The organism is Blautia sp. RTP21359st1_E11_RTP21359_211015, from assembly GCF_040910705.1.
Classification (GTDB): domain Bacteria; phylum Bacillota; class Clostridia; order Lachnospirales; family Lachnospiraceae; genus Blautia_A; species Blautia_A fusiformis.
In genome coordinates, this window is record NZ_JBDGAB010000032.1 from 2,043 (window position 1) to 19,165 (window position 17,123).

19 protein-coding genes are annotated in these 17,123 nt (G+C 39.6%); 17 read left to right on the plus strand and 2 right to left on the minus strand.

Going from position 1 to position 17,123, the window contains the following annotated elements:
* The 7 genes from AB5026_RS11735 to AB5026_RS11765 form a co-directional block, all read left to right on the plus strand.
* Positions 1-1,295 (plus strand): recombinase family protein (locus AB5026_RS11735; RefSeq protein ID WP_368213369.1); only part of this gene is annotated, 1,295 nt, incomplete at its 5' end.
* Positions 1,292-2,884: a recombinase family protein gene (locus tag AB5026_RS11740; RefSeq protein WP_173739469.1), complete on the plus strand. Its 1,593-nt coding sequence runs from the start codon at positions 1,292-1,294 to the stop codon at positions 2,882-2,884. The genes AB5026_RS11735 and AB5026_RS11740, both read left to right, overlap by 4 nt.
* 107 nt (positions 2,885-2,991) lie before the next feature.
* Positions 2,992-3,834 carry a S8 family serine peptidase gene (locus tag AB5026_RS11745; RefSeq protein WP_242981854.1) on the plus strand — a complete coding sequence of 281 codons (843 nt, stop codon included), beginning with the start codon at positions 2,992-2,994 and terminating at the stop codon, positions 3,832-3,834.
* Between the two features lie 195 nt (positions 3,835-4,029).
* The gene (locus tag AB5026_RS11750) at positions 4,030-4,377 is read left to right on the plus strand and encodes a TnpV protein (protein WP_055297172.1); all 348 of its coding nucleotides are present in this window, start codon (positions 4,030-4,032) and stop codon (positions 4,375-4,377) included.
* A gap of 111 nt (positions 4,378-4,488) precedes the next feature.
* Positions 4,489-6,327, plus strand: coding sequence for a phage/plasmid primase, P4 family (locus AB5026_RS11755; protein ID WP_368213371.1), 1,839 nt, complete (start codon positions 4,489-4,491; stop codon positions 6,325-6,327).
* 195 nt (positions 6,328-6,522) lie between these two features.
* On the plus strand, positions 6,523-7,467 hold the full coding sequence (locus AB5026_RS11760; RefSeq protein WP_368213372.1) for a ParM/StbA family protein: 945 nt from the start codon (positions 6,523-6,525) through the stop codon (positions 7,465-7,467).
* Entirely contained in the window at positions 7,464-7,916 is a 453-nt protein-coding gene (locus AB5026_RS11765) for a hypothetical protein (RefSeq protein ID WP_005333760.1), read from the plus strand. Before AB5026_RS11760 ends, AB5026_RS11765 begins: the two co-directional genes overlap by 4 nt.
* Before the next feature lie 51 nt (positions 7,917-7,967).
* Here AB5026_RS11765 and AB5026_RS11770 read toward each other — a convergent pair whose 3' ends face one another.
* The gene (locus tag AB5026_RS11770; protein WP_015540886.1) at positions 7,968-8,201 is read right to left on the minus strand and encodes a helix-turn-helix domain-containing protein; all 234 of its coding nucleotides are present in this window, start codon (positions 8,199-8,201) and stop codon (positions 7,968-7,970) included.
* Between the two features lie 106 nt (positions 8,202-8,307).
* On the opposite strand from AB5026_RS11770, the gene AB5026_RS11775 reads away from it, so the two are divergent.
* From AB5026_RS11775 to AB5026_RS11795, 5 genes are all read left to right on the plus strand, one after another.
* Entirely contained in the window at positions 8,308-8,571 is a 264-nt protein-coding gene (locus AB5026_RS11775) for a hypothetical protein (RefSeq protein ID WP_005333764.1), read from the plus strand.
* A gap of 111 nt (positions 8,572-8,682) precedes the next feature.
* Positions 8,683-8,817, plus strand: a complete 135-nt coding sequence (locus AB5026_RS11780) for a hypothetical protein (RefSeq protein WP_015540887.1) — start codon at positions 8,683-8,685, stop codon at positions 8,815-8,817.
* A 511-nt stretch (positions 8,818-9,328) separates the two neighbouring features.
* Positions 9,329-9,709, plus strand: coding sequence for a plasmid mobilization relaxosome protein MobC (gene mobC / locus AB5026_RS11785; RefSeq protein WP_172675350.1), 381 nt, complete (start codon positions 9,329-9,331; stop codon positions 9,707-9,709).
* Complete coding sequence (locus AB5026_RS11790) at positions 9,658-10,899, plus strand: relaxase/mobilization nuclease domain-containing protein (protein WP_227189164.1); 1,242 nt, start codon at positions 9,658-9,660, stop codon at positions 10,897-10,899. Before mobC ends, AB5026_RS11790 begins: the two co-directional genes overlap by 52 nt.
* On the plus strand, positions 10,832-11,545 hold the full coding sequence (locus tag AB5026_RS11795) for a DUF6040 family protein (RefSeq protein ID WP_242981852.1): 714 nt from the start codon (positions 10,832-10,834) through the stop codon (positions 11,543-11,545). The genes AB5026_RS11790 and AB5026_RS11795 overlap by 68 nt, the downstream gene beginning before the upstream one ends.
* 214 nt (positions 11,546-11,759) lie before the next feature.
* Here the strand turns inward: AB5026_RS11795 and AB5026_RS11800 are convergent, their stop codons facing one another.
* The gene (locus tag AB5026_RS11800; RefSeq protein WP_005333772.1) at positions 11,760-12,749 is read right to left on the minus strand and encodes an AraC family transcriptional regulator; all 990 of its coding nucleotides are present in this window, start codon (positions 12,747-12,749) and stop codon (positions 11,760-11,762) included.
* A gap of 192 nt (positions 12,750-12,941) precedes the next feature.
* Between AB5026_RS11800 and AB5026_RS11805 the strand changes: the two genes are divergently transcribed.
* From AB5026_RS11805 to AB5026_RS11825, 5 genes are all read left to right on the plus strand, one after another.
* On the plus strand, positions 12,942-13,526 hold the full coding sequence (locus tag AB5026_RS11805; protein WP_005333775.1) for an MptD family putative ECF transporter S component: 585 nt from the start codon (positions 12,942-12,944) through the stop codon (positions 13,524-13,526).
* The gene (locus tag AB5026_RS11810) at positions 13,526-14,263 is read left to right on the plus strand and encodes an energy-coupling factor transporter transmembrane component T (RefSeq protein WP_005333779.1); all 738 of its coding nucleotides are present in this window, start codon (positions 13,526-13,528) and stop codon (positions 14,261-14,263) included. Before AB5026_RS11805 ends, AB5026_RS11810 begins: the two co-directional genes overlap by 1 nt.
* Before the next feature lie 11 nt (positions 14,264-14,274).
* Positions 14,275-15,765, plus strand: a complete 1,491-nt coding sequence (locus tag AB5026_RS11815; RefSeq protein ID WP_005333781.1) for an ABC transporter ATP-binding protein — start codon at positions 14,275-14,277, stop codon at positions 15,763-15,765.
* 78 nt (positions 15,766-15,843) lie between these two features.
* Entirely contained in the window at positions 15,844-16,029 is a 186-nt protein-coding gene (locus AB5026_RS11820) for a hypothetical protein (RefSeq protein WP_227159739.1), read from the plus strand.
* A 398-nt stretch (positions 16,030-16,427) separates the two neighbouring features.
* Entirely contained in the window at positions 16,428-17,057 is a 630-nt protein-coding gene (locus tag AB5026_RS11825; protein WP_008369863.1) for a TetR/AcrR family transcriptional regulator, read from the plus strand.
* The last annotated feature ends 66 nt before the right edge of the window (positions 17,058-17,123 follow it).

Genomic DNA, 17,123 nt, shown 5'->3' on the forward strand with positions numbered 1-17,123 from the left:
AATATTTCCCGGAGAAACAGATTCGGATTGTTTCGATTCTGGATAATTATGATTCAGCCGTTGGAACTTATGATGAAATGTTAGAAATAAAAACTTTGCTGAATGATATGTATTTGAGAGATACATCCAGAAAGATTAAGACAACGATTCAGACCAAAAGAAGTATGGGCGAATATACTCCGAAACAGCCCCCCTTTGGATATGTGAAAAGTAAAACAATTCATAATCATCTGGAAATTGATCCTTATGCAGCCGAGGTTGTTCGAAGAATTTACAGAATGTATCAAAATGGATTTGGCTGTACGGTTATTTGCAGGACTTTGAATGAAGATGAAATCCCTTGTCCCGCAAAATATAAAAAGGAAGTTTTAAAAACCAATTATGTATGGGATTCGGGAAAAGGTCTGTGGACATCGTCTACTGTAAGTGGAATTTTAAAGAATCCGGTCTATACTGGGGCGGTTGTGATTCGGAAACATGAAAGACCGTCTTATAAGCTGAAATACAAAAAGGCAATTCCCCTGGAAGAAATGGAGCTGGTGCCGGATGCACATGAGGCAATCATTTCTAAAGAAGAGTTTGATAGGGTTCAGCAAATAAGAAAGGGGCGCAGAGTTTCCTATTTTGATAAAAACAATGAACCACATAAATATGTGGGACTGCTCTTTTGTGGGAAATGTAAAACAGCCATGCGAAAACGTTATCTGGCATCTCATAAAGACTATGACGGATATATGTGTGGTTTTCATCAGAAGCAGGGGCAGAATTACTGTGAGCTGAATCATATTACATTTGAAAAGCTGGATGAACTGGTTGTATTTGCAATCAACCAGCAATTGAAACAGATGAAGATGGATATGAAGAATCTGGAAACTCAGATCAGACAGAAACAGCCGGAACTGGATGGTAAAATTGCAAAATTGCAGGCAAAAATAGAAAGAAATCTGGAATACCGGAAACGAGCATATGAACAGTTTATGGATGAAGTACTTTCCAAAGAGGAATATCTGGAATTAAAACAGATGTATGAAACAGAGAATCAGAAATATCAAAAAGAATTATCAGAACTGAACCATGAAGAGCAAAGGCAGCGGGCGGCGGTCAATGAAACAAAGATATGGTTGGAGCACTTTAATCGCAGAAGAATAACGGTAAAGCAGCTTACCAGAGAAGCGCTTGTGGAGTTAGTTGATAAAATTTATGTATATCCAGAGCAGAAAATAGATATATATTTTAAGTTTGCTTCAGTAGAGAGTTCACCAGATAGAATACTTGAGAAAGATGGGGTGATATGATGTATCAGATGGGTGTATATTGTCGTCTGTCGAAGGATGATGGAGAGAATAAAGTTAGTGAGAGTATTGAAAATCAGATGAAACTGATTCGTGAGTATGTGACTAAATCAGAGGATCTGGAAATCGCAGATATTTATATTGATGACGGTTATTCGGGGCTTTATTTTGCGAATAGACCGGAATTTCAGCGGATGATGGAGGATATCTACAAAGGGAAAATTCAAGGCGTTATTACGAAAGATATTTCCCGGCTTGGGCGTGAACATATTGAAACCAGTAACTATATTGAGCGTGTTTTTCCATCTTTGGGTGTGCGTTATATTGCAATTTTGGATGGCGTGGATTCTGTTCATCACAGTAATGAAGAATTGGCACAGTTTAAGACGTTGTTTAATGATATGTATAGTCGTGATATATCTAAGAAAATCAGAGGTGCATTGACCGCCCAGAAGAAACGGGGACAGTTTATGTCTGGGTTTGCCCCATATGGATATGTAAAAGATCCGGCAGATAAGCATCATTTTCTTGTAGATGAAGAAGCAGCTAAAGTGGTACGGAGAATCTTTTATATGAGTTTGGAAGGATATTCCAGGGATGGTATTGCAAAGAAACTGAATCAGGAAGGAATTCTGACACCGTCAGAGTATAAGAGAAAGGTGCAGGGATTGAAATATGCCAATGCATTAGAAAAAGCGGGTGCAAAGGGCTGGGCATATCCTACGATCAATGTAATTTTGCGAAACAGAGTTTATACAGGGGCTATGGTACAGCATAAATCAGAAAAGATATCCTATAAAGTGGAAAAGTATCAATATATTCCAGAGGAACAGCAGTATATTGTGGAAGGAATGCACGAAGCAATTATTAGCAAAGATACTTTTGAGCAGGTACAGGAACTTATGAAGAAAAGAACACGGACACCGGGATTTAATAGCGAAGTGAGAAAGGTAAATCCATACGCAGGAATTATTGTTTGTGGAGATTGCGGATATAATTTCCAGAGGGTTACTTGTCGGGACGGTTATGAGTGCGGTACCTATCACAAAAAAGGAAACACAGTTTGTTATTCTCATTTCATTAAAAAAGAAGTATTGGATTCTATTGTAAAAAATGAAATCCAAAGACAAGCGGAACTGGCACTGAAAGAAAGTGATAAGGATGAAATATTAAAAGTAGCAGATAGGAAGAAGGAGGTGCAGAGACGATGTGCAGAAGCAGACCAGCAGATTGAACGGTTACAAAAAGAACTTGCGGCTGTCCAAAAGTATAAAAAGAAAACTTACGAAAATTATGTAGATGGTGTTCTGGATAAAGAAGAATATCTCTCCTATAAGGCAGAATATGAAAAGCAGGATAAAGATATCAGGGCGAAGATTCAGTTGGCAGAACTAGAGAAAGACAGCTTTGGAGAGGCAGAAGAATCTTATGAAAACTGGATAGAGAAATTTATCAAGTATGGAACATTATCCGAAGTGACAAGAGAAATTGTGACAGAATTGATTGAAAAAATTGTTGTGAATGGAGATAAGAGCATTGATATTGTATTTAAGTATCAGTCGCCTTATCCGGTAGAAAAACAGGCAGTGTAAAGACTGCAAATTTTTTTACAGTAATTTTCCCCTAGTTATAATGAACACACAGAGGGGATTCTCTTCTGGAAAACTATATTGATACAGTTGCGGCCATGGGGCGGACTGTGATCGTTACAGGAACCGGAAATAACGGCAGCCAGCCCTGGCATGCAGGAGGAATCCTGCAGCAGGGGAAAACAGAAGAGATCCAGTTGGCGGTGGGAGCTTTTGAGCCCACATTAAATGTACAGTTATGGAAGGATTATGAAGATGAGATGGAAATTTATCTGGAAAGTCCGTCCGGAGAACGGATCGGTCCATTATATGAAAGGCTGGGTCCACAGCGGCATCTGCTGGAAAATACAGAGCTTTTGATCTATTATGGAAAACCCGGTCCCTATCAGCTGTCCCAGGAAATCTACATAGATTTCATTCCTGAGGGTAATTATGTGGACAGCGGTGTCTGGAAAGTTCTTTTAAGTGGAAAACGTGTGCGCTCCGGGCAGTATTTCCTCTGGCTGCCGGGTGGAAATGTACTGAATCGCGGAACCGGGTTTTATTCTCCGCGGGCTGTGGGAACTTTGACGATTCCTTCCACTGCCGGAAAAGTTATTTCTGTTGGAGCTTATGATTCCAGACAGAATGCCTACGCAGATTTTTCCGGAAGGGGAAGTCAGTTCTTGCCGATCCGGAAGCCTGATCTCGCAGCTCCCGGTGTATCCATCTCCGCCCCGGTTCCCGGCGGAGGCTACGCCACTGTCACCGGAACCTCCTTTGCGGCACCCTTTGTCAGCGGAAGCGCAGCTCTGCTTATGGAATGGGGGATCGTGAAAGGAAATGATCCGTTTCTTTATGGGGAAAAGGTGAAGGCATATCTGAGGAAAGGCGCACAGAGTGTGGGCGGATATGAGGAATATCCGAATGTGGAGGTGGGATGGGGGGAGGACGTTATAATAAGGTTACATTGAAGAAAGTCAGTAAAATCAAGTGTTTCCGTTCATTTTCCCAACACAGAAACGAAGCACTTTCACCATGATTTTGAAGAAAATCTGCCCGGGTTGGATTTAAAATAATATGGAAAGAAAGATTTGTAGCAATGACGTAACATGAACAGTTGGTTCTGTTACAGATAAAAGTTTAAACGAAAGAGAGGTCATAGGGATATGAAACTGACTTATACAAATGTAAATGGATACCTGATTCCGAATCTCACCTATAAATCCGGTGAGCAGATGGAGCGACTTGGCAAATATGGATTTCTTCGCAGAGATTATCTGAAGAACCATCGAAACTCAACGTATCAGGTGATGCTTTTACAGGATACGATTGGCGAGCATCTTCTGGAAGTGGACAAGGCAGCAAGAGACCGGGAAGAAGTGATCCTGGAGCAGTTGAAAGAAAAAGAACCACTGCCAGATAAGGAGAAAGATCAGATGGCATGGGTAAGAGCAGCTAATCAGCACAGAGCGATTGCAGAGGAGATTATCTTGAAAGAATTGATTTATGCATAAGAATTGCCAGTAACCAATCTGGCAGGTAACTGATAAAAATAGAATATTGTGAGTGAAGTAAGGCGTGAGTCATAAAATATGGCTTGCGTCTTTTTCTTTGTCTGAAAGGAAGTGATAAGTTTGAACAAGAAGTTTTTGAAGCATTATATGGAAACCAATCCGGAAGGGACAGCACAGACCTATATTTTTCTGGTGGACAATCAGGATATCGCATTGAATATTGTGATGTCAGGTTATCAGGCACTTTGTCTGGTGCAGGAAGATGATGGATATTATTTCAGTGCAGATTCTTTTATAGAGGAAATGAGATCTATTCAGTTTACTGGAAGCTGTCAGAGTGCCTATCATTATGTGACTGCCTGTACGGTGAAGTGGATGAATGATAAGTTACAGACATTTTTCAAAGACGCTGGTCTTGATGGAAAAGCGGGCTGGCAGTTGTTCAAAGAGAAGGAGTACCTTGGCAAACTGGATAATCAGAAAGAAGTTGAGAAATTACTGGAACAGTATATTCTTCGGTTTGAGCGAGATCCGAAAGAAGAACCGGAACTGAGCCGTTTTCACTTATTTGATGCAAAAGGGAATGTGAAAGGTGTCCGGGATATGGAGATTGTAGATTACCTGGTGGAGAATGTTCAGTTTTTTGTGGTGGGAATCACACCGTATTATTATGAGCATGGTGTTTTCCTGGAAGACCATGATGGTGTAAGAATGAAATACCGTATCCAGAAGCTGATCTATCGTGATCAGGTACAGAGTGGAGTGATCAAAAGAATCTATAATCTACTGATCGCACAGCCAAAAGTTCACCGAGAGGCATATGAACTAAATAAACAACCTGTGCGGTGGATCAATTTCAAAAATGGATATTATGATCCGGTTAAAGGCGAAATGTTGGAACACAATCCAGATTATCTGACAATCAATCAGATACCATTTCCCTATTATCCAGAAGATTGTGAGCAGGTGTTACAAGGTGGAGAAAATATAAAAAAGTATCTGGCATCGTCTCTTCCTAACAAAGAAGAACAGCAGACATTCTGGGAGTATTTTGGATACTGCATGACACAGGATACGCAGTTTCAGAAATTCCTTACATTGAAAGGAAATGGTGGAACCGGAAAGTCTGTGGCAGTATCGCTGATCCAGCATGTAGTTGGAATCACCAATATGTCCAGTATTTCTTTACAGGATTTAAATAAACGATTCTATGCGACTGGAATGTATGGAAAGCTGTTAAATGCCTGTGCAGATATTCCATGCAAAGCAATGGAGAACACAGATGTATTAAAGAAAGCAGTCGGTGAGGACACACTGATTTATGAGAAAAAAGGACAGGATGCAATTCATTTCCACTCTTATGCGAAGCTGCTTTTTTCTACCAATGAAATGCCGCAGAATCTTGAGGATAAGTCAGATGCTTTTTACCGTAGACTACTGATTCTTGATATGAACCGGGTAGTAAAAAGTGGTGAAAAAGATCTGCACTTAAAGGAAAAGGTACAGGCAGAATCCGATTATGCAATTCATATGGCGATGATTGCATTGAAAAATCTGTACGAACAGGGAAAGTTCACGGAGAGCGAACACAGCAAAGAATGTGTAAGAGAAGTGCAACGGACGTCAGATAGTATCTGTGCTTTTATTGATGAGTCATTGGTGCGTGCCAAAGGAAAACGTCTGAAACGAAGTGAAGTGTTCCATATGTATGAGGAATACTGTAAAGAGAATGGCAGACAGGGGCATGGTAAATCCAACTTTTTCAGAAATATGACAGATAAAGGTTTCCTTCTGAAGCAGTACAATGGTGAGTTTTATTATCAGGATATTGCAGTTAAGGAAGAAGATTTTTGCCCTGTAGATCCAGAAGAAAGAATACCTTTTGAAGAAACAGATATAGATTATAAACAGTTACAATTAAATATGAATCAGGAAATTAAGGGCATTTAGGGCAAAATAAGCAAAAAGAAATGTTACCGGAGCAGGAGAAATAACAAAGATAGCTGCCAGAGTACATAAAATTTTGCTTTTTTTACACTAACTGCCCTTTTTCATGTATCAACGTTTTAGCTGATACAAATATAGGTTTTTCCCAAATTTGGGAGAAAGTCAAAAATAAATATTAAGAAAGTATGAGGTATGATTATGAGAATGATGAAAAACAACAATAATGAGACAGTTATGGTGATCGGGATTGATCATGGGTATGGAAACATGAAAACAGCCACCAGATGCTTTCCATCCGGTGTAGCCAGATATGACAAGGAGCCAATCTTCCAGAATAATCTTCTTGTTTACAATGACATGTATTACCAGATCGGAGAGGAACACAAGGAGTTCTATGCAGAGAAAACGCAGGACGAGGACTATTATGTGCTGACACTGGCGGCTATCGCAAGGGAACTGGATGGGAAAGGTATGAACCGGGCAAAGGTACACATTGCAGCCGGACTTCCACTTACCTGGGTAGCTATACAGAAAGAAGATTTCCAGAAATATCTTCTCCAGAATAAATGTGTGGATTTTACATTCCGCAATAAAGAATATCGTGTGGAGTTTGCAGGAGCTGATATTTACCCACAGGGATTTGCAGCAGCTTTTTACCGTTTACAGGATTTCAAAGGAATCAACATGCTTGTGGATATTGGAAACGGGACTATGAACATCATGTATATCAATAATTCCCGTCCATTAGAGAAGAAATGCTTTACAGAGAAATATGGAACGCACCAGTGTGTGCTTGCAGTCAGGGAATCTTTGTTGAAAGAACTGGGAACAGTGGTGGATGATCTGGTGATTGAGCAGGTGATCCGTACCGGGACAGCAGATATTGGTGAGAAATATCTGACAGTCATTCGTAAAGCTGCCGGAGATTATACGAAAGAAATCTTTCATAAGCTGAGAGAACGGGAATATAATCCAGAACTGATGCGTCTGTATGTGGTCGGCGGTGGCGGTTGTATGATCCAGAATTTTGGAGAATATGACAAGAGCCGGGTGACAATTGTACGGGACATCTGTGCCACAGCGAAAGGCTATGAAGCAATGAGCGTAAGGAAAATCCAGAGAAACGGAGGGATGCTTGTATGAGAAAAGAACGGAAAATCATCAACACAAATATCCGTTTGAATCTTTGTGATGAACAGGACAGGCAGGCATGGGAATATTTGCAGACGATGGACAGGGAAAAATATAAATCGTACACCAGAGCAGTTGTAGTTGCTTTAAACGATTATTTTTCCAGAGAGTACAGGAATGAAGCAGATCCGTATCTGGAAACCAGAGAAAAGGAAGATGCTTTTCTGGAAAGAGTGGAAACAGCTGTCCGGGATGGAGTGAAAGAATCTGCCCCGATGGCTATAGCGAAGAATCTGATGGAAATGCTTGTACCGTTTGTAAAAGAATCGGTAGGAGAAATTAATCTGCCAGACAGAACACTAACAATGGAGAAAACGGATGAAGAGATCGCAGAAGATAATCTGGACTGGGAGAAAGAAGCTGATATGGATGCAGCACTGGATTTTGCAGACAGTTTTTAGCTGATTATAAAAGAAAAGCAGTCTGGCTTACATAAAATAAATCAGACTGCTTTAAGTGGAGCTATTCTTTTTTCTTGGGTAAGGACGTTTATCATCTGTCAGGTTTAGCAGATAATCAACGCTGGTATTATGAAATTCAGCCAGTTTAATCAGAATGTGAGTAGGGATATCGACATCACCACATTCATAATTACTGTAAATACGCTGACTGCAATTTAGGATTTCACCCATATTCTTCTGCGTAAGGTCACGATCTTCACGCAGATCCCGTATTCTCTGATACATGTGTTTCACCTCTAGCATAATAATAACTTAGCGAGATATTCACTATTGAAATATAGCGGGAAATTCGCTACACTGAATTTAAAAATGTAGGAGGGAGAAGTACAGAGTGAAAGAGAAAGTGAAAAAGGTGCTGGTGTGGATTTTTGAGTTTGTCTTATTTTGTGGATATTTCTATGTTTTATTCGTGAATCTGGTATGTGGATTTGGATATGGAGGGATAAGCAGCAGAGGACAGGCAATAAAGATTTTGTGTGCTTCGTTCTTTCTTGCAGCGGGATTGCCAGGATTGATCTGGTATCAGCATCGCAGACTTATGAAACTGGAGAATTTATTACATGACCTGCTTGAAATTTGCGACAAAATAAAATAGCAGTAACAGGAAAAAGGACTGACAGTAAAGAATAGTTTTACGAAAACAGAATAGCAGAAAAAGACAATAGCAGTGATAGCATTTCAGACATTATGAGTTGGAGAAATGTTCATGACTGCTATTTTTATGCCTTTCAGCAGAAATAGAAAGCAGTTCAGAAAAAGAAAGACAGAAATAACAGGGAAATATGGCAGAAAGGTGTTTGCAGATGAGAGGGGTGTACAAACAGGCAAAGAAAAGATATAGGGTGCCGGATACGGCACATGATTGTCCGATACTTCGCATCGGAGTGGTGCATGACCAGCCTGTTTCAGAAAGGGAAAATCTATGAAAGGTGGAGCTTTTCTTTTTCTTCCGCAGTCGGCTCCTGCACCACAAACCCACCGTCATCTCCATTTGGATTTGATAATGTAGGGTGGAAAATATTGCCTGGCGGGTGTCGATTCAGTGGTGGGGAGATGACAGGCAAGTTTCGCAAAGTGGCAAGCCACTATGCACCGGAGCCAGCCTTTGGGCTGTTCCTAAACTTGCCAGAGGGCTCCGCCCCTTGGAACCCCGGCACGTCAATGGCGTAAGTATTCCTGCGAAATGTCCACCGGACATTCCTACGGAACACTTACTGATTGACTAGGACGCTGTCCTGCACCTGTATAAGAGAGCGTTGCACTCTCTTATAAATCTCCTACCAATATGCCGCCAGAACGCTGTGGCTGTTAACAAAGAATGAAAATCAAGCAATGAAAGGAGACAAAAGCCTATGAGAAAACGAAATCATACAGTAACCATACGGATGAATAAAGAGGAATACGATTTGTTTCAGAGCAAGGTTAAAGAATCCGGAAGAACACAGCAGGAAGTTGTGATAAAAGCAATCGCAGACTTGAAGATAGCAACGGCAGAGGAAATAGAAGAACTGAAAAGACTGAACCAGATGTTTGCGGATATCCTTTGTCAGCTCCGGGGAGCTACGACAAATATCAACCAGATTGCAAGAAAACTGCATACAGATGGAGAAATCCCAAACGACAGTATGTTGTATTTCCTCAATAAAAATATTCTCAAGTATCGGAAGGAGAGTGAAAGGATATGGCAGTTAATAAGACGATTAATAAGCGGACAAATACACATGGAGCAATGAGAAATTGTATTGAATATGTTTTACGACAGGACAAGACAAGTGAGCTGCTTACTTATATAACAGGCCCGTACTGTCACAATGAAATTAATTATGATCTGGTGTACAGAACCTTTTTGGAAGAAAAGAAGATGTGGAATAAAGATACAGGGAGAATGTATGCCCACAACATTATTTCCTGGCATAAGGATGAGCAGATCACCCCGGAGCAGGCATTTGAATTTGGAAAAGAGTTTGCAGAAAATTGGTTCAGTGGATTCCAGACCTTAGTGGCTGTGCATAAGGATAAAGACCATATCCACTGCCATTTGGTTACTAATTCAGTGAGTTATGAAGATGGGAGAAAGCTGCATAACACCAGAAAAGATCTGGAACGTATGAAACAGCTTACCAATCAGATGTGCCGGGAACGAGGACTGACCGTTGCCGAAAAAGGAAAGCATTTTGATGGAAGTCAGATTGAAAAAGGGGAAGTCATTGCATGGAGCAAAGACAAATATAATCTGTTCCGTCAGCAGGTAAAGGATAGCTTTGTAGCGGACTGTGCAATGGCAGTGTTAAAAGCACTGGAAAATTGTATCAGCAAAGAAAAGTTTATAGAAAAAATGAAGCAGTTCGGATGGAACGTAAACTGGACAGAGAAACGGAAGCACATTACTTTTCAGAACCAAGAGGGAAAGAAAGTACGTGACAGTAATCTGTTCAAAACATTTCATTTGGATATCAGCAAGGAGGGACTAGAGAATGAATTTAATGGAAATAGGAAAAAAGCCAGAGATTCAGCCAACAGAGACAGCAGATCAGATGAAGAACTTGCCGGATACTACCGACAAGTGGAAGCAGCTTGCGAAGGAGCAGGCGGCGTCACTGGAGCTAGTGACGGAAGAGAGAGACGAGTTACAGGTGAGAAATCAGAAGATGAACGAGTTTATCCAGAAATTTCAGGAAAGGACACACAAGCTGAAAATGGAAAAACAGAAGCTATTCTTCGAGAATCACGAAATGCAAGACGAAATTCGGAAATTAAACGACGAAATTCATCGTTTGACAACCGAACTGTCCGAAACGCAGAAGCTGAATCAATCGCTTCAGAAGAACAACGACGATTTGAGGAACAGAAACGGCTTGAAGAGCAGGAGCGAGCAAGAGCAGCTCGAAGAAGAAATAAAAGACGTTCGGGACCAGAACTCTAAATTGCAGATACAGGTTAATAAATCATCTGTTGAAGCAGTAGATGAAGCACAGAAGAAACAAAAAGAAGCAGAGAAAAAGATAGAGCAGGCAGAATCCAAAGCCCGTAACGAAAAGAAACGTGCTGAGCTGGAAATTCGTAAAGCGAAAAAAGAAGTAAAGGACAGAACGGAAAGCATGAAGTCTATAGAATATTTCTGGGGAATGGGATACATTACGGTAGTCCTGTTTGCAATTCTACAGAATGGTGCTTTTCAACATGATTTCATAGATTTTTTTATGGCTCCATTCATGTGGTATGTTCGATTTTGTAAATGGCTGGTATATCCAACTTATGATAATGGATTTAACCAGAAAATAGCATATACAGGTGGGGAAGTATGGGTTATCAGGATTCTGGCAATCGTAGCTGTGCTTTTCATAATGGGAATCATAATGGTGATAATTATGGAAACAATAAAACAATACAAAAAAATGTGGAACGAAATTTCACAAATGTTTTTGATTGGAAGCCTTTCAGGGATAGCAGTGCTTGGGGATGTAACTAGAAAATATCTGCCGGTGAATTTGATTTTGCTATTTATACTCATTAATATGGGTATCATGCTACTCAGAATATATCTTCGGAAGAAGTTTGATTATATGTAATTTGTTATTTTAATGACCAGTGGGTGGTACCTGACAAATGATAAAGCTGTTATTATGATTGCACACCGCCTAAAAACAGTACAGAAAGCTGAACGGATTTTCGCTCTGGAGAATGGAAAACCGCACAGCAGGGAATACATGAAGAACTTGTGAGACAGGATGGGATTTATCGTCATTTTATTGTTGAAAGAAGAGAGGCAACAAAATGGAGAGTTTAGGAGTCTAAATGTCTGGTGCGGCGATATTCCAAAGGTGATACACCAAAATGCTTTTTAAACACAGAGGCGAATTTGCTCTGATTCAGATATCCGACCTGTGCTGCAATCTCAGCTACAGACAGTCGTGTTGAGGCAAGCAGTTCGCCTGCTTTATTCATACGCATTTCACGCAGATAGACAGAAATATTCTGTCCGTAAACACCGCGAAAATAATTTTTTAGACTGGTTTCGCTGATAGAAAAATATTCAGCCAATTCCCACGCAGGATGATGCAGCCTTAGGTCTGAGGTGATGATATTTTCGACCTTTTTAGCAATATTAACCTGAGATTCAGTAAAGAAAGTGCAGGCCTGAGACTTAGGGATAGCCTCCAAATTTTGTAGTACTGAGAATAAAGCGAGCGTATATATTTTCATTTGAATGACTGCAAAAGAGGCCGGAAAATCATATAATTCCCATAGTTTTTTGAGAATTTCCTCAGTTTCGTGGGTCGCTGTCGATATATAAGTGCTTCCATGAGGACAAAACATCTTTGAGATTTTTCTGAAATCAATGCTAAATTCATTTTGTACCCATGTATTTTCTAAAGTAAATGTATCTATATCAATAAAGAATTCAAGCCCCTCATAGATGCGCTTTGGATAAACATATTCTTTTTGGGCGAAGCATTCTGTGAGAGAAAGTTCTCTGTCTTTGATGTAGACAAAATTTTTGTTGTTCAGGATCATTTCACAACGACCTGTCACACAATAGTTAAGAAGCAATGGACCTTTTGTAATGGAGCTGTCTGATCGAAGGTCGGGAGCCGTCCAGGTTGGAGAATTTATAAAAATATATGCCAGAGACAGACCGGGAAAAAGTGAAAAAAAGGTCATCGAACCTTTACCTTCCTTCGTATTTAATATAAGCTCCATACTATATTCAGCCTGTTTTATGGATATACCTGGTATTTTGATACATTTTTTGATCACGTCGTTAATTTTCATAGAAGATCTCCCTGATATAAGTACTTTTGCCCTGTAACAGATAATATTATAGGATTTGAAGAGAGCAGAGTCAACAATAAAACCAAATGCTGTTTGGAGCTAAAATGATATTTGGTTGTAGAGATATAACAAAACATATGGTATTTTATGGAGTAGTTAGATAGAGCTAATTATACAAGGGAGGTATTCTGTATGAATAACAAATTACAGGCGAAGGACCTGATTAATCTGGGACTTTTCACAGTCCTTTATTTTGTACTCGGATGTTGTGTGGCAATTCCGATTGGCTTTGTTCCGATATTTCTTCCGATTCTTGGTGCATTGTGGACACTGATCACAGGAATTCCATTTATGTTATTCCTGACAAGGGTAAAGAAGTTTGGTATGGTAACGCTGATGGCAATTCTGAGTGGCCTTTTGATGGGACTTACCGGAATGGGATATTGGGGTGTACCTTTGGGGCTTATCTTTGGGCTGCTGGGAGATTTGATTCTGAAATTTGGCAATTATAAAAGTGCTAAAAGGAGCCTGATTGGATATGCAGTATTCAGTCTCTGGATGGTTGGTACATATATTCCAATGTACTTCATGGTAGAAGATTCAAGAGCCAGCTTCGCAGCCAGTTTTGGTAAAGAGTATGCAGATAAAGTAATGGCTGTCATGCCTATGTGGAGCATTGTTCTTGTGATTGCAGGTATCTTTATCTGCGCAATCATTGGAGGAATGATTGGAAAAGCGTTGCTCAAAAAACACTTTGTAAAAGCAGGAATCGTGTAATGGATGAGATATTATCTGCTACTGTTGACAGCAGAAATGGAATTGTTTTAGATCCTAGAACAAAATTGTTTATGCTTATAACGATTACAACATTGATGTTCAGTACCAGCAATGATGGAATCATGAATATAGTGAAACCAATACTAAGCCTTATACCATTTGCATTGATTTTGTCAGAGCACAAATTCAAAACAGCCGGTAAATATGCAGTTCTCTATGCGGTATGCTTTGTACTGGAGCGGCTGGCATTGAATGTTTGGAGTGGTATGATTTCTTTTCTGATATTGGCAGCAACATCAATTATGACGCGTTTTGCACCGGGAATTATGACAGGCGCATATCTGATTTCTTCTACATCTGTAAGTGAGTTTATCAGTGCAATGGAGCGGATGCATGTCACAGAAAAAATCATAATACCGTTGTCAGTTATTTTCCGTTTCTTTCCTACAATCAAGGAAGAATATCAGGCAATCCGGGATGCAATGAAAATGAGAAATATCCGTTTTGGTGGTAAAAATCCATTCCTTATGATTGAATACCGGCTGATACCATTGATGGTATCCGTAATAAAAATTGGTGATGAGCTGTCTGCAGCAGCTCTAACAAGGGGACTTGGTGCACCGGTCAGAAGAACCAATGTCTGCGAGATTGGCTTTCATGTACAGGATTTTAGTGCCATTGTTGTTTGCTTTGCATGCTTTATATTGTTCTTTTTGCATCAGTATATTGTTTTTTGAGGTAGTACATTATGATAAAAATAGATCATGCAACATTTACATATGGAGAAAATAATGAATATTCTGTGGGAATCCGGGATATTGATCTGGAGATAGAAGATGGTCAGGTTATTGTGCTATGTGGGGAGAGCGGTTGTGGAAAAACAACACTCACTCGAATGATCAATGGGTTGATTCCACATTATTATGAAGGAAAATTAACTGGTGAGATATGGATAAATGGGATAAATGTTTCGCAGCAGCCACTGTATGATACAGCAAAAATTGTTGGAAGTGTTTTTCAAAATCCACGGTCACAGTTTTTTAATGTAGATACAACAAGCGAGATTACTTTTGGATGTGAAAATCTTGGAATGCCAAAGGAAGAAATCAAAGATCGATTGCAGGCTACAATTCAGGAGCTGCATCTGAAAAAATTGATTGGACGCAATATTTTTCAGCTTTCAGGTGGAGAGAAGCAGAAGATTGCCTGTGCAGGGGTTTCTATTATGAAACCGGATATTTTTGTCCTGGACGAACCCTCTTCTAATCTGGATGCAGCTTCAATCATGGATCTGCGAAGAATAATCGCCCACTGGAAGGAACAGGGAAAAACGATTATTATATCGGAGCATCGCCTGTATTATCTGCGTGGGCTGGCGGATCGGTTTATTTATATGAAAGAGGGACAGATTATTCAGGATTATTCAGCCACAGAGTTTGAAAATCTGACAGAAGAAAAGCGAGAAGAGATGGGACTGCGGGCTTATGTTCTGGAAAATCTCCTTATGCCAGAGATGTTGATATCAGAAAGAACCACAATGGAACTTCATGATTTTAATTTTGCATATAAGAATGGTCCACAGATTTTATATATCAGAGAATGTGAGATTCCGGCAAATCGGATTGTCGCAATTACGGGCAATAATGGAGCTGGAAAATCTACTTTTTCCCGTTGTTTCTGTGGTTTGGAAAAACAATGTGGCACAATCATCTGGAATGGAAAAACTTACAGACCAAAAGAAAGGCTGAAAGCCTGTTATATGGTTATGCAGGAAGTGAATCATCAGCTTTTTACAGAGACAATACAGGATGAAGTTATGATTAGCATGAAAGAAGAAAATGAGAAAGAAGCAGACAAATTTCTTGATATGCTGGATCTGATAAAAGTCAAAGACCGTCATCCAATGTCACTTTCCGGAGGTCAGAAGCAGCGGGCGGCTATCGCATCTGCAATTGCCTCCGGGCGCTCTGTGCTGTTTTTGGATGAACCAACCAGTGGTCTTGATCATAAGCATATGCTGGAGGTTGCAGAGGTTCTAAGAGAAGTGTGGGATACCGGAATTTCGGTTTATGTGATCACACATGATTTGGAACTGATTATAGAGTGTTGCACTGATGTCATTCATTTTGAAAATGGAACTATTGCAGATCAGTATCAGATGGATGCAGAAGGAATGGAGAAGATAAGAAAATATTTTATCCAGGAAAAGTGTTGTGGCAAGTGGAGTAAATCTGACTGATGGCAAAGGATATTGTAAATAGTTTTGGAAAGTAGATGAATGATAATTATGAGCAAATATAATCCTTTATGGAAGTGAATCAATAAAAATAAAACAGACGATTTCAAGTTGACTTTTGCTGAAATTGAAAACATTGCCGGAGTGCCTATAGATCATTCGTTCCTTACATTCAAAAAGGAACTTTTGCAGTATGGTTTTAAGGTGGTAAAAATTTCTATGAAGGAACTGACAGTAGATTTTGAAAAAGTCGAAGAGGAGGCTTAAACATGGAATCAAAGAAATAGAACTTGTAGTTGCATCTTCGATTGGTGCAGATCTTGCCATGGCATTTCTGACATAGGCAAAAATACCGTTAAAGCATGTATTTTTTGATGGTGGACAGTTTGTACAAATTGGAAAGGCAACACGCAGAATCATGGTTCCGTTCTTATATATAGCAATGAAAAGTTTATATTGGTCAAAAGGAAAGATGCTGAAGAGAATCATGTGGTGTGACGACGGCAAAATCAAACTACAGATGCATCTGCTAAGTGAAAATTGAATACACGGGAAAATAAAAAATCGAAACAGCAGACTTGACAAATTCCTGTAATGAGTTAAAATATAACAGTACTATATAGCACTGTTATATTTTGGAAAGAACTTTAGAGGATACGAAAAGAATGTCGACAAAAGCAGAAGATACACAAAAAAATATATTAAATACAGCCAGAAAACATTTCCTGAAAGATGGTCTGACCGGAGCATCTTTAAGAAACATTGTAAAAGATGCCGGACTTACTACTGGTGCATTTTACAAATATTATCCGACGAAAGAGGCACTTTTTGATGCACTGACAGATCCCTATATGGAACACATTTATCAGATTTATGATCAGATCGTTGAGGAGTTTGAAAAGCTTTCGGCCAGTGATCAGACAAGGAATATGTCGTATACATCCAGTGATGGAATGGAGCAGATGGTTGATTATATTTATGATCATTATGATAATTTCAGATTATTGTTGAAATGTGGAGACAGTGGAAAATTTGAACTATTCATACACAATATGGTAGAACGGGAAATGAAGTCCAGCCTGAAATATATGGAAAAGATGAAAGAGAACGGTGTGAAAATACCGATTGTAGAGGAAAGCCTTATGCATATGATCTATACGGGATTTTTTTCATCAGTATTTCAGATCATTGAGCATGATATAGACAGGGAGACTGCAAAGAAAAATGTGCATCAGCTGAAAGAATTCAATACAGGTGGCTGGGAACGATTGTGGAATATTGAATTCCCGGTATAACTAATGTAAGTCAGGTGGCTAATGCCAGTAAGCCACCTATTTTATTATATATGAGTTAGAATAAAC